The organism is Halolactibacillus halophilus, from assembly GCF_900115605.1.
GTDB classification, from domain to species: domain Bacteria; phylum Bacillota; class Bacilli; order Bacillales; family Amphibacillaceae; genus Halolactibacillus; species Halolactibacillus halophilus.
In genome coordinates this window covers 67,083-80,546 of record NZ_FOXC01000008.1, presented here as the reverse complement: position 1 = coordinate 80,546, position 13,464 = coordinate 67,083, and the positions used below count along the sequence as shown (strand labels likewise).

The window sequence follows — 13,464 nt, the reverse complement described above, 5'->3', positions numbered from 1 at the left end:
ACCTCAACATCAACGGGTATGGTTGGTGTTGATTTGAATGTGAATCATATCGCCGTCGCCAATATCAACGCCATAGGTCAATGTGTGGATGCCTTTACCCTTCCGTTTAACTTAGAGGGTAAAACCAGTGGACAGAGGGCGAAAATCATCGAAGCAGAAGTTATTGCCCTCGTTGACTATGCCGTTAAACATCATAAACCACTCGCGATTGAAAAATTGGATACAACGCGGTCCAAAGTGTCGCGTCCTTATGGAAATAGGAAAGCCAATCGCCAAATGAGTCAGTTTGCTTATCAAAAAATGATCCTAGCGATTAAATCAAGAGCTGAAAAAATGGGGGTGGCTGTCTACGTTGTTAACCCCGCTTATACCAGTCAAATTGGCAAGATGAAATATATGAAGCGACTCGGTGTGTCCATTCACATGGCAGCCGCTTATGTCATTGCCCGTCGGGCAATGGGCTTTAAAGAAAAACTCCCACCGGTATTGTATTCACTTGTTCCAGAGCAGAAACAAGGTCTACATCATTGGGCCGGGTGGGCGTATTTGACGCGTACCCTGTCTTTTGTCAGAACCTATACGTTCTATCAGACAGAACGATTCGCCCCAAGCAAGTTGTGCTCCTGGAGCGCACTATTTCCCCAACATGCTTTAATAGATGTTGAGAAAATAGGTTTGCGTCGGTTGGAAAGTAGAAAAACCTATGCTTAGTTGAACGAGCATGGGTCGCCTTTAGGGTGTCCTTACGGAATCCCCTTCCTCAACCATTCGTGAGAATGTTAGGTGGGGGTAGTTCAATAAACACAAAAAGAGCCACCCTAATGAAAGGATGACTCTTTAGATATTAGACTAAGTTTCCATTTAATGATAAAACCTTAGAAAATATTTAACGAACGAAAATCTTAAACTTCTTTATCCGGATTTGCATTTGTTTCTGTTGAAGCATCTACGTGAGTCGCTTCAACTTTTTGGTCCCACTTACGTAAGTACTTCGCGGCTGTATCACGTCCTCCTAAACCAAAGGCAAGACCAAAGGCAAGGGCTAATGCACCGAGGACTAAGACAAAGGCAGCATTCACAATCGTTTCAGCAACACCTAACTGATTGAGTGCCATAAAGACAGCGAGTACAATAATCGCATATTTTGCGACGAGACCTAGTGACTTACTTAGCGCGCCGTTAAGCATAGAACTAACAATTTTCTCGACTAAGTGACCAAAGTAGAAGGCAACGGCTAGAATCACAATTGCTGCAATAACATGCGGTAGGTAAGCAACGATCGCCGTGATAATACCACTAAAGAAGGCTAGTTGAACAACTTGAAGGGCTTCACCGACAAATAATAAAATGATGAAGATTTCGACAATCATACCAGAAATTTGGCTAGTCGTATACTTCGTTTCACTTGTATCAAGCTTATTAAGGCCAAGATGGCGCATAATATTATTAAAGCCTAAGCGTGTAAGTAATTGATCGACGAGTTGTTTAGCAAAACGTCCAATCCAAATACCGACAGCGACTAAGATTAAAGCAATAGCGACATTCGGTAACATAGCCATAATATCATTCAGCATATTAATAGCTGGCGTCGTGATACCTTGAATATCTAATTTTTCAAGTGCTGAGATGGTCACTGGAATCATAATAAGGACAAAAAGAACGGTACCAACAACATCTGCTAGACTTGTACCAGATAATACTTTAGATAAACCAAGTTTATCGGCGAGCTTTTCACTGCCAACCCCTTTTAAGAAGTTAGTTAGTAAACTACGTAAAATTTTAGCAACAAACCAACCAACAATAAAGATGAGTGCAGCCGCAAAGAGCGCTGGGATAAAGTTAAGAATTGAATTTACCATACTCATAAATGGTTGGGCAATGCCAGTTAAATCAAGTGTTGTTAAGATGGCTGGTAAGAACAATATAAAAACAAAGTAAAATACAATCGTCGCTAAAACATCGACAATTTTTGAATGATTTTTACTTTCTTCCTCCAAGCCAATTTTACTGAACGTCTGTGCAATCGGTAATTTATGTCCTACCGTCTTAACTAAATAGCTAAGAGCTTTCGCAATCACCCAGGCAACCGCAAATAATACAATCGCCATAACGATATTAGGAATAGCACCTAAAAAGTCATCAATCATATTGGCAAAAGGTTGGGCGATAAAACTTAAATTCAATAAGTTCAGGAAAATAACAAAAACAAAAATCATTAACAACCAGAACACAAATTGACTAATAATCTTTTCTGAATTCACTTGCTTACTTGAATCTCCACTCGGTCCGGCAAATAGTTTGTTGTCGAGATCTGTTTTTTGTAACCCTTTCTTTACAACACCAGCAACAATCGTGGCCACAAGCCACCCAATCAGTAATACTACAATCGCGATCAGAAAGTTTGAAATCTGATCAAAATAGTCCCAAAATACATCCATTTTCTCCTCGCTCCTTTATAATAAATTTATGTAGTGCTAGTAAACTTTTCCCGTGTTGGTATTTTATTAAACAATATTATTAAACAAATTTATAAAACTTTTGAGTGAAATAAGAATAATGACGGAGTATTTAAACAAGGTTAGATAATAAGTCATAAATGTGGTTCTTGCTTTTTTAAAATCATCAACTAATGGGTGTGAAATAGACAAACAGGCGTGTTGGCTTTTATGCTAACACGCCTGTTTCGTTATGCATTTAATTGGTGAGATAATCACTTATTGTGAGTCAATAAGTTAGCTACTGGGATACCACCTATCGATTAATAGACTTTATCACCATTAAAAATCGAATTTTTAACGACAACATAATCAACGTTACGGATGGCCATTAATTGATCACCACCGGCATAAGAAATACTAGACTGTAAGTCTTGTTGCATTTCTAGTAGCGTATCATTTAGTTTTCCGCGGTACTCAATATGCATTTTCTTTCCTTCCACGTTCTTTTTTTCACCCTTTTGATATTCTGATGCGGAACCAAAGTATTCTTTGTAGAGCTTACCATCAACTTCAACAGTTTCACCTGGCGATTCTTCATGTCCAGCGAATAATGATCCAATCATGACCATAGAAGCACCAAAGCGAATCGATTTAGCGATATCACCATGCGTTCTGATACCGCCATCAGCAATAATGGGTTTACTCGCTGCTTTTGCACACCAACGAAGTGCCGCAAGTTGCCAGCCACCGGTACCAAAGCCGGTCTTAATTTTAGTGATGCAGACTTTACCTGGGCCAATGCCTACTTTGGTTGCATCAGCACCGGCATGTTCGAGTTCACGTACAGCTTCAGGTGTACCGACATTTCCGGCAATGATGAATGTTTCAGGTAACTGCTTCTTAATGTATTTAATCATTTGAATAACAGCTTCAGAATGACCATGTGCAATATCAATTGTAATAAATTCAGGGCAGCGATTGTTCGTTTTTAATTCATCAATAAATATATACTCTTCAGGTTTTACACCCACACTGATCGACGCAATAAGTTGATCTCTGTGCATAGCTTCAATAAAAGCAAGTCGCCGTTCCGGTTCAAACCGGTGCATAATATAAAAGTAACCTTCTGTAGCGAGTTGTCGGGCAATCTTTTCATCAATGATCGTCTGCATGTTTGCAGGCACGACGGGTAATTTAAAGCTGTAACCACCTAAAGTGACCGATGTATCACACGCGCTGCGTGAGTCAACGATACATTTCGCTGGTATAAGCTGGATATCTTCATAATCAAATACGTTTTCCATTTTTTACACTCCTAAAAGACGAATATTTTTCAATGTATGGGTTTATATCGTTCGAATCCCTAAAGTAATATAACGAATTTCAGACGAAATGTCAAATATTTTTATATAAAAGACGAAAGTTAATGATCGGGAATCTCTGCGTCATTCGTTTTTCAAACAAAATGATTATCCGAATCTGTTGATTTGATACATTTTTGATGTCGGCATTTAATTTAGTGGGGATCAAAAGTGGGAATATTCATGAAATATTTATGGATGTAGCTCGTCATGTAAACCAAGCAGCTGTGAGCTGGGTCGTGCAACAAAAAACCACAGAAAAATGAATCTTAAAATGAAGATTGGTTAAAGAGGTTTACCGGCTGTGTGAAACAGGAAGAGTTTAATGTAAGTTCAAACTATTAAAAGACAAAATCCTAAGGGAGGAATTTTAAGTGAAACACTTAGTCCTTGTGTGTGCCGTCGGTATGTCTAGTAGTATGTTAGTGAATCGAATGATACGGATAGCGGAGAAAAAAGAATTAGAAGTGATGATCCATGCTTCTGGGATGGGAGATTTATCTTCATTCACAGATGAAGCAGATGCTCTTTTGATCAGTCCACAAATTCACTATATGGAAGAAAAAATCAAAGCAAAGCACTCGAATATTCCCGTGATGTCATTGTCTTCTAAAGATTATGCGGAGATGGACGGAGAAAAAGTCTTGATGCAGGGGTTAGCGTTAGTCGAGGAATAATGCGTGAATGCATGAAAAAATGATAAAAGCATCATATGAATCAGCAACAACAAGACAGATAAGGGAGTGGACTATGTCTGAAAAAGATCAGTTACAACAGAAAGCATTTAAGATTATCGCGGAGGCGGGAAGTGCTAAAAGCTTAGCTGTTTTAGCGCTTCAAGCAGCAAAACAACAACAAATTAAAGCGGCAGAACGAAAGTTAGAAGAGGCAAGAAAGTACTTTAACGCAGCTCATCATTATCACCGTGATCTTGTTCAAAAAGAAGCTCAAGGTAAAGACGTGCAACTGTCGCTGATTTTCATGCATGCGGAAGATCAGTTGATGTCCACTGAAACGATTATCATTTTAGTTGAGGAAATGATTGAGATGTATCAACTCATTCATGAAAAGTAAATCGAAAAGTTTACCCGGGTTGAGCGGTGAACTGTTCGTTAGAACTTCAGTTATGGTCGAGCTCACCTTTCGCTATTGCTTTGAGCTAATTAAACTTATGCTATAATAATTAAAAAGATAGTTATAGTGAAAGTGGGGACAAGATGAAGTTTCGTTATTTTTTGTTTTTAGCTACATTAGAATTTGTGTTGGGTGTTGGTATTGGCTTGTATAGTTTGTCGTTAGGAAAGTTTAATGTTTTTATCGTCGCATTGTTGTTTATTGTGTTTATGGGAGCGGCAATTAATATCGTTTTATATCGTTATTTTAAAAAAGTCATCACCCAGGCTGAAGCTGATGAAAATGAATAACCATTATATCAAAAGGAATCCGGTACATCGGATTCCTTTTTCAATGTCTTGAAATAACCTCGGATATAAAAATAGCAAAACATATAGAAAACAGCGAGTAAAATCATTCATAAAGATATAAAAAATTTAATCGTTTTAAACTATCTTAGCAACAGTTGAGCTGAATCAGTTCATACAATGGTTTAAAGATAGTTCCGATATAAAAGGCAGTATAGATTATAGCTGTTTTCATGTATAATAGGTCTAAAATGATAGTGAAACGAGGCAATTATTATGAGAAACGACGAACGTTTTATTGTAGCATTTAATAAAATTGAAAAGTATCTTGACCAACAAATTCATGACACACGCTATGTGCCCTTTCACCGGGCTGTTCAGCGCTTAAGAAAATCTAACCCGATTGTCAGTCATTATCAACAAGATTTGCTAGAGTTTTCTCAGTTGCGTAATGCAATTGTTCACGAACGAACTGGGCATGAATATACCATCGCAGACCCGCATAATGACATTGTTGAATTGATTGAAAAGATTGAACAAGAATTGACGGCTCCGGAGACGGTAATTAATTTATTCGGGAAAACATTACGAACGATTCAAGCAGATTTGACGGTTGAAGAGGTGTTAAATATTATCAAAGAAACAACGTTTTCGCAATTTCCAGTCTACGTTAGCAAGCAATTTATTGGTCTGTTGACAGATAAATGTATTTTGCATTTTATTGCTCAGAGCATGAACGGTGACAGCAGAAAATTGTTTAACACCGAAGTCCGCGACCTGCTAAAAGAGGATGCAGTTAAAGAAGCAAATTATCGGTTTGTTGCAAGTGAGATGAGTATATTTGAAGCGGAAGCAATCTTCATGGAAGCAATGAAAAAAGATAAGGTCATTGATGCACTCTTGATTACTGATTCGGGTGAGAGTTATGATAAATTAAAAGGGTTGATTTCACCGACTGATCTCATAAAAATCGAATAGTAAAGTGCGTGATATATTCTTCATAAAAAAACACCTGGTCCCTTCATTTGGGCCAGGTGTTAACAGTTTTTTTAGTTGTAATATCCATCAACGATTTTACTTACTTTTTCACGAAATGGTTCAATAGGTACAATGCGCGCTTCTCTTAAATATTCTTTCCCATCAACAAAGAGAATGAGTACGGGGACAGTGAAAATGTTGAAGCGGCTTGCCACTTCTGGGACATTGGCTTGGTTGATATAAGCTGTTTTTACCTTTGGAAAATCTTCAAAGACGGTTTCGATTTGGGGCAAGAGACTCACGCAAACACTACAATTCGGTCTGGAAATATAAAGGAACGAGACGCCTTCAGTCGATAAAAAGTCTTCAAGTACTTCCGTTGATTCAATCGTATTAAATGTTGTCATTACTTCACCTCATTAAAATTGGTATCTGATGTGTATTTAAGCACGTCTTAAAAGTTTCTGCAACAAAATTGCTTAAATCTTTATGATTAGAGGGATGATGCCGATATTATAACTAGTGACCCTATAACTGTTTATTATTGGCTAAGCAAGGGAATACTTATACATAAGTTTATTGTCACAATAGTGTTAGTCTTTAGCCAATAATAATTTGTTTTAACCAAATGTTTGGAGTGGATCGAATGAAATCATCACTACGTATCACGTCCATTTACTTTATTATTTCAGTGTTATGGATTACCTTTTCTGATTATCTTGTTGAAGGTACCGACTTTAGGTTGTTTGACGCTGTTACTATTCAGACACTCAAAGGGTATTTCTTTATCTTGATGACGTCTGTCCTTATTTATTACCTTATTGACCGTCTTGAGATGAAACAACAAGTGGAGTTGACTCAACGCTTAGAAAAAGAACGGGAACTGGAGAAAATGTCACAGATAAATGCACGTTACAAACATGTAATGGAACAAATTACCCAAGGTGTCGTTTTAACTGATCCGACAAAATCACATCATCCGGTTGTTTTTATGAACCAAGCAGCGGAAAACCTAACCGGTTATTTAGAAAAAGATATGTTGGGTCGAGAATACGTATTCTTGCACCAAGCACCCATTCCTGATGCTGAAAAGGAGCGACTGGATCAAGCGATAAAAAAATATGAACCCTATGCGACAACACTTCCTAACTATAAAAAAGATGGCACTTTTTACTGGCAAGGACTCAAACTGTCACCTATTTTTGACGCAGCGTCACAATTAGAAAATTACTTAGTGATTCAAGAAGATGTGACCGATCAGAAAGAACAGCAGCGCCTAATTGAAAATCAACTGGATATGTTTGAGGCCATTATTAGGGTAACAGAGGAACATCAGTTGCTTGAGTACTTAATTGACAGAGTAAGACATCACCTTGAGGGAGAAGTCATCTTTATGCGGTTATTAGAGCCGTCTGAAGTGACGTGTTTTTACTCTAAAAATGTAAAAAAACCTACTCGCGAATTTTTTGATAGCCAACATCCGGGGAATCAATTAATTAATGATTTATGTGAAAAGAAACAAATTTTAAATAAAGCAGATGCGACATCGAGCGATTTGTCGCCAATCTTTAAACAGCAGTTGGGCTACCGCTCACTATATTCAGTGCCTGTATATTCAGAGGCTAAAGATATCTACGGTATTCTCATTGTGTTAGTCTCCGATGATGTGACGACATTGTCAATTCTTGATTCAGCGGTACAATCATATACATCGCTGTTTGCAATTGCGATGCAAAAATTACATTTTATGCGGAAAATCACTGAAAGTGAACGCGTCTACCGATTAATTTCTGAAAACTCCACCGATATGATTGTCTTAATCAATGAAAAAGAAGGCATTGATTATATGTCGCCTTCGGCAGAGCGGTTTTTCGGGGAATTGTCGCATATCTATCGCTTATTGATGCAGCTACCGGAGAAGTACCGGGAACAATTTGAAAGTTTTCTTCGCTTAGTTAAATATACGAAAGACAGTGATACGCTAGAGTTAGAATTCGAGCGTTCGTTACATGATGAAATTACGATTGAAGTAAATGCAGCTGTCTTTTTTGATTATAGTGATTTAGAAGAAAAGCTCTTACTAAATATTCGCGACATCAGTGAGCGCAAAACATTTGAACAAGCGCTCAACCGCTCGCTCTATTTTGATCCACTGACACAATTACCTAACAGGTTTTACTTTAAACAAAAATTGAAAGATCGACTGAAAAGTCATTTATCTACTAGTTTAGTTATGATTAGTTTTGATGAGATTAATCATATTCAGCATGCTTATGGTGAGGACATGATGGCGTTTATTTTAAAAGAGCTCTCAGACTTAATGTCTCCCTATCCTTTCATTCAACTGTTCTCCAGAACAGGAGAAAGTGAGTTTTCTTTCATTGTAAATACGAGCGAGAAAACAACGTTAGATGGCTACATCCAGACAATCATTAAGACAATTGAAGCGCCGTGGCATTTAAATGAAAAAGATGTAGTTACGACGATTTCTGTCGGGGTATCCATTTCCCAATATCAATCAACAGATCAATTAATGATTGAAGCAGAAATGGCGTTAAAAGAAGCGCAGCTAGATGATGAAGTGAAAATTCATTACTATAACCCGGACCAGCGCGAACAATCAAAACGCCAACTTCAAATCAAAAATGATTTGTATTATGCTAGTGATTATCAAGAATTCGAACTGTTTTATCAACCGATTGTTGATGTTAGGAAAGAGAAACTGTATGGTTTTGAAGCATTATTGCGCTGGAAACATCCGTCATATGGATATGTTAGCCCGACGGAATTTATTCCTATTGCTGAACAATCAGGTCGGATTGTCCAAATTGGTTACTGGGTGTTGGAAAAAGCTTGTGAGCAGTTAAAGCTATGGGAGGATAGTGGTATTGAAGCGGTCGTATCTGTTAATATCTCTTATCGTCAAATTATTGAGGCGGATTTCGTTGACCGTATCAAAGCGATTATTAATTCAAGCGGGTGTCTTCACAAGCATCTAGTTTTCGAGTTAACAGAGAATATTTTAATGAAAGATATTGCGTTGTCTAATCATGTATTAAACGAATTAAAGGCGATGGGTATTTGCATTTCCGTTGATGACTTTGGTATCGGCTACTCGTCACTGTCTTACATTAAAAAATTTCCGATTGATATCTTAAAAATCGACCGTGCCTTTGTCAGAAATATCGATGAAGAATCTAATGACTTAGCGATTATTCAAGCAATTGTAGAGATGAGTCGTTCGCTCGATTTACGCGTGGTAATCGAGGGGGTTGAAACAGAAACGCAGTTGAAATTATTAAAACAATTACGCTGTCAATTCATTCAAGGCTATCTCTTTAGTAAGCCTCTACCACCTAATAAAATTGGTAAGAAAATGATGGATATACAGCATCATCTAGGCGATTTATCTTAAGTGTAAGATAAAATGAAAAGAAACGGGTTTAGTAAACACACCGTTTCTTTTTCTGTTTATATTTTCACTAGCGTTGCATTAATATAATTAGAATATTCCGAATAACATTCAATTATTTTTTGACAAAAAAGGAAGCACCAGAATAAAGGTAGTAATCATCCGTTTTTTAACTATTTTAAAATTTAGAGCGACAGATAGTTAGATACCTAACGGCACTGATTCTCCTTGGATTGTACTTATCCACACATGAGGAGAGTCCCATAAATTTGCTTTTAAAAAGCGGGTGGTCCTTAGATAAGTCTTTTTACTATTTGTTTCAAGGTGAATAAGAACATGCAAACAATAAGTAATCAGCACGGCATATATTTGATTATGTACTGCTCGCTCACTTCTGCCATAGAAAGTCTTAATGTTCAGGTGTTGCTTGATCTATTTAAAGGAAAGTAGGATGGCCCAACGCGATTTATACATGTTAGCGATATCTTTAGCGCTTAAGTAAAATCGATTAGTAATGAGATTCAGTATGTCATCTTTGTTGTCATAAATCTTTATCAATCTAAAAGTGTTCTTGCATCGTGTTTGAGTGGAACCAATAACATTCATTTTGTCAGAAATGACATCTGATTGTTATTCTAAAAAATCTGAAGAAATTTGCGAAAACCATTGTTCAAATGATATTTTTCCAGTAGACTTACCCACGAGTTTGTCCTTTATTTTGGATTTGGATTGGTTTACTATCATCTAGCTATTGTAAAGGATTTTTTTATATAAAATTAAAATTTCAAAATAATATGAATGTCGTTAAAAAGGTCTGGAATTATTTATACGACACTAGTGATATATTTTATATTTTTAATTTAAACCATGTTTCGTCGATTGTTGAAACTAAGCTAGGAATACTATAGAGGAATCAAGATGATGTTATTTTTTAAAAGTAGAATTAAATAGTTGACTGAATACCCTTAGGGGTATATAATGAAGGCAACAACAAATCAATAGGGGGAAATAAAATGAATAAAGTAACTGTTTATACAACCAATTCTTGTCCTTACTGTGTGATGTTAAAAAATTTCTTAGAAGCTCAAAGTATTGAATATAAAGATGTGAATGTTCAACAAGACCCATTAGCAATGCAGTATGTGATGAACCAAACTGGTCAGATGGGCGTCCCGCAAACAAAAGTGAACGATGAGTGGGTGCTTGGTTTTGATCCTGATAAAATTATGTCTCTCGTTAACTAATCAACTTAGTTTGAGCAATGTTGAGGAGCGTTTAACATGAAATATGATAAAAAATTAACCAATCGTCTTAAGCGGGTTGAGGGACAAATTCGAGGTCTTGTTAAAATGATGGAAGAAGATCAATCATGTCGAGATGTTGTGACGCAGATGTCAGCAGTACGTAATGCTGTTGATAAGACCATCGGTCTTGTCGTAAGTGAAAATTTACAGCAATGTTTACTTAGTCCGCAAAGTGAAGAAGACAAAGATCAACTGATTCAAGAAGCGATGGACTTATTAATTAAAAGTAGAAAATAACACCTAAGGTGTATTGAAGGAGAAAGCGATGAAAGCTATTGAAATTAATGATATTGTAACCAAATTAGAAAATAAAGAAGATGTACAGGTGATTGATGTGCGAGAACCATATGAATTACTCGACGGAAAAATCCCTGGAGCGATTAATATTCCATTAGGCCAAATCCCTTACCGATTAAGTGAGATAGACAAAAACAGACCATATTATATTGTGTGTTTGTCTGGAGCGAGAAGTCAAAGTGCGGTACAGTTTTTAGAAAACCAAGGCTATGACGTAACAAATTTAACCGGTGGTATGATGTTTTATCGAGGACCCAAAGGGGTATAGGTATACAGATACTTAAATAATTAAGAAGGAGTGTTTCATTCAATGTATCATTATGTTGTCACATCTGAAAAATCAGCTGAACAATTAAAGGACGCTTTATATGAGGTCGTTCCGACAATACAATTTGGTATTTTAGGAGAATTAGATTTAAAAGCGATTATGCAGAAAAAAGGTGTCGATCATAACTTGTCATCATTTGAGTTTGAGGTATGTAACCCAAAACGTGCAAAAGGTTTAATTGATCAAAATCCACTGGCACATATGTTCTTGCCATGTAAAGTAACGATTTACGAAGCAGACGGTAAAACACATATCGGTATGCCTCGTCCATCTGCACAAGCTAAAATGTTAGAAGATCAGAAATTAGAGAAAATGGCTAAAGAAATCGAAGATATTTTAATTGGTGCCATTGACCAAATTAAATAGTGATTAAAGAAAACACCCCGTACTATCTGACTAAAAAGATAGTACGGGGTGTTTCTTTTGGGCAAAGTAGTTTAATCTTATTACCATATAAGGTATAATACTAAACGTTAAGGTTTATAAAGGGGGATACATGATGTTACCAGAAGCAATTTTACTAGGCCCACTTGTCATTAAAGCGACGTTAATTGTCACGTTATTAGGTTTAGTTGGTGGGGGGCTGTTTTTTTTATTATACGAGTCCATATGAAATAGTATTAAAAAAACTACATACTAACAAGTTGTTAGATGTTGTGTTATACACGATGATTTTTACTATTATCGCAAAAGTGATACTTAATCTGTCGTTGTTTTTTGACGATCCGGTAGCAGTATTAGCTTATCCAAGTGATTCGACCGCTTTATATTTAGCAACTGGTGGTGTCGTAGTCGTGATGGCTTGGAAAGCCCACACTGAGCTAATGCCGCTGATGGATAGCTTATTTCGTCTGATTGTCGGCAGTCAGTTTATGCAACTATTTTTAACGTTAGTGCTAACAACCTACCACATATCCATGCTCCAACTTGGATTGTTATTTGTAACACTGTTGTTACTCGTTTTTCTAACGAACCAACCGCTAAATGTTATGACAGAAATAGGGGTCATGGGTGTCTATACGATAGGTACTTTTGCTTTGTCATTTATTGAAATAATGCCGTTTTTTAACTTTTACGTTAACGGCAGTTACTATCTATTTCTAGGGTTGATTTTACTAGCCCCGTTTTTTTGGTCACACAAACACACAGCAGAAAGTAGGTAAATTATGCAACCAGCAACGGATGTCACATTATGGCTTGCGCTCTCTGCAGGCGTTTTATCTTTCTTATCACCTTGTACCTTGCCGATTTTTCCGGCATACTTGTCTTACATTACCGGTGTGAGTGTGAAAGATTTAAACGAAAAAAAAGATATGAAATTAAAAGGACGTTTATTACTGCATGCGGTATTCTTTTTATTAGGTATGTCAACGGTGTTTTTAAGTCTCGGTTTATCGGTCTCCTTTTTAGGAGAATGGTTACAAACGCTATTGACAGGTGATACTGGTTTATTTGTGCAACGCATTGCCGGCATTTTTCTTGTGTTGATTGGTCTAGTCGTAGGTGGTTGGATCAAAATACCATTCTTAATGCAAGAACGGCGAATGCGAATTAAAAATAAACCCGCTGGTTTATTTGGTAGTTTCTTTGTAGGTATTGGTTTCTCGGCTGGTTGGACACCGTGTATTGGTCCAATTTTTGCATCCATTCTTATTTTAGCAGCCACAAGTCCAGCAGCTGGTGCACTGTATACAATCATCTATATCATTGGCTTTAGTTTACCGTTTCTGTTGTTCACCTTTTTCTTGGGTTCACAGCGCTGGTTAGTAAAATACAGTGAAAAATTAACAAAAGTCGGTGGTGTTTTAATTATAATGTTTGGCCTATTGCTCTTTACCGGAGAACTTGCGCGGTTGTCAAACTTGTTGTTGCGCCTCGTTGAAGATACTTGGTTTGAAAATCTAGGTTAATGAAGGGAGTATGAC

The 13,464-nt window shown here is 36.9% G+C and carries 15 protein-coding genes; 12 read left to right on the top strand and 3 right to left on the bottom strand.

The genetic code is table 11. The annotated features are described in order from the left end of the window. Positions 1–711: IS200/IS605 family accessory protein TnpB-related protein (locus BM098_RS04755; RefSeq protein ID WP_143423374.1), on the top strand; the 711-nt coding region annotated here is incomplete at its 5' end. A 191-nt stretch (positions 712–902) separates the two neighbouring features. On the opposite strand, the gene BM098_RS04750 is transcribed toward BM098_RS04755, so the two are convergent. Continuing rightward, positions 903–2,438 (bottom strand): mechanosensitive ion channel, encoded by a 1,536-nt coding sequence (locus tag BM098_RS04750; protein WP_089830944.1) that lies wholly within the window; start codon positions 2,436–2,438, stop codon positions 903–905. A gap of 320 nt (positions 2,439–2,758) precedes the next feature. Beyond that, a complete protein-coding gene (gene guaC, locus BM098_RS04745; RefSeq protein WP_089830942.1) occupies positions 2,759–3,742 on the bottom strand; it encodes a GMP reductase in 984 nt (327 codons plus the stop codon). A gap of 431 nt (positions 3,743–4,173) precedes the next feature. On the opposite strand from guaC, the gene BM098_RS04740 reads away from it, so the two are divergent. From BM098_RS04740 to BM098_RS04725, 4 genes are all read left to right on the top strand, one after another. Continuing rightward, entirely contained in the window at positions 4,174–4,476 is a 303-nt protein-coding gene (locus BM098_RS04740) for a PTS sugar transporter subunit IIB (protein ID WP_089830940.1), read from the top strand. A 7-nt stretch (positions 4,477–4,483) separates the two neighbouring features. Beyond that, a complete protein-coding gene (locus tag BM098_RS04735) occupies positions 4,484–4,873 on the top strand; it encodes a PTS sugar transporter subunit IIA (protein WP_234987416.1) in 390 nt (129 codons plus the stop codon). Between the two features lie 143 nt (positions 4,874–5,016). Beyond that, on the top strand, positions 5,017–5,223 hold the full coding sequence (locus BM098_RS04730; RefSeq protein ID WP_089830938.1) for a hypothetical protein: 207 nt from the start codon (positions 5,017–5,019) through the stop codon (positions 5,221–5,223). A 273-nt stretch (positions 5,224–5,496) separates the two neighbouring features. Beyond that, entirely contained in the window at positions 5,497–6,198 is a 702-nt protein-coding gene (locus BM098_RS04725; RefSeq protein ID WP_089830936.1) for a CBS domain-containing protein, read from the top strand. Between the two features lie 71 nt (positions 6,199–6,269). Here BM098_RS04725 and BM098_RS04720 read toward each other — a convergent pair whose 3' ends face one another. Next, complete coding sequence (locus BM098_RS04720) at positions 6,270–6,605, bottom strand: thioredoxin family protein (protein ID WP_089830934.1); 336 nt, start codon at positions 6,603–6,605, stop codon at positions 6,270–6,272. A gap of 239 nt (positions 6,606–6,844) precedes the next feature. Here BM098_RS04720 and BM098_RS04715 point away from each other — a divergent pair, with 239 nt between their 5' ends. From BM098_RS04715 to BM098_RS04685, 7 genes are all read left to right on the top strand, one after another. Further along, positions 6,845–9,613 (top strand): EAL domain-containing protein, encoded by a 2,769-nt coding sequence (locus BM098_RS04715; protein WP_159430111.1) that lies wholly within the window; start codon positions 6,845–6,847, stop codon positions 9,611–9,613. Positions 9,614–10,623: 1,010 nt separating this feature from the next. Beyond that, positions 10,624–10,854 (top strand): glutaredoxin family protein, encoded by a 231-nt coding sequence (locus BM098_RS04710; protein ID WP_089830930.1) that lies wholly within the window; start codon positions 10,624–10,626, stop codon positions 10,852–10,854. Between the two features lie 36 nt (positions 10,855–10,890). Beyond that, positions 10,891–11,151 (top strand): metal-sensitive transcriptional regulator, encoded by a 261-nt coding sequence (locus tag BM098_RS04705; RefSeq protein WP_089830928.1) that lies wholly within the window; start codon positions 10,891–10,893, stop codon positions 11,149–11,151. A gap of 28 nt (positions 11,152–11,179) precedes the next feature. Next, positions 11,180–11,479 carry a rhodanese-like domain-containing protein gene (locus tag BM098_RS04700; protein ID WP_089830926.1) on the top strand — a complete coding sequence of 100 codons (300 nt, stop codon included), beginning with the start codon at positions 11,180–11,182 and terminating at the stop codon, positions 11,477–11,479. Between the two features lie 42 nt (positions 11,480–11,521). Continuing rightward, a complete protein-coding gene (locus BM098_RS04695; protein WP_089830924.1) occupies positions 11,522–11,905 on the top strand; it encodes a DUF302 domain-containing protein in 384 nt (127 codons plus the stop codon). 278 nt (positions 11,906–12,183) lie between these two features. Further along, positions 12,184–12,702, top strand: a complete 519-nt coding sequence (locus BM098_RS04690; protein WP_234987415.1) for a hypothetical protein — start codon at positions 12,184–12,186, stop codon at positions 12,700–12,702. 3 nt (positions 12,703–12,705) lie between these two features. Continuing rightward, entirely contained in the window at positions 12,706–13,449 is a 744-nt protein-coding gene (locus tag BM098_RS04685; protein WP_089830920.1) for a cytochrome c biogenesis CcdA family protein, read from the top strand. Positions 13,450–13,464: the final 15 nt, after the last annotated feature.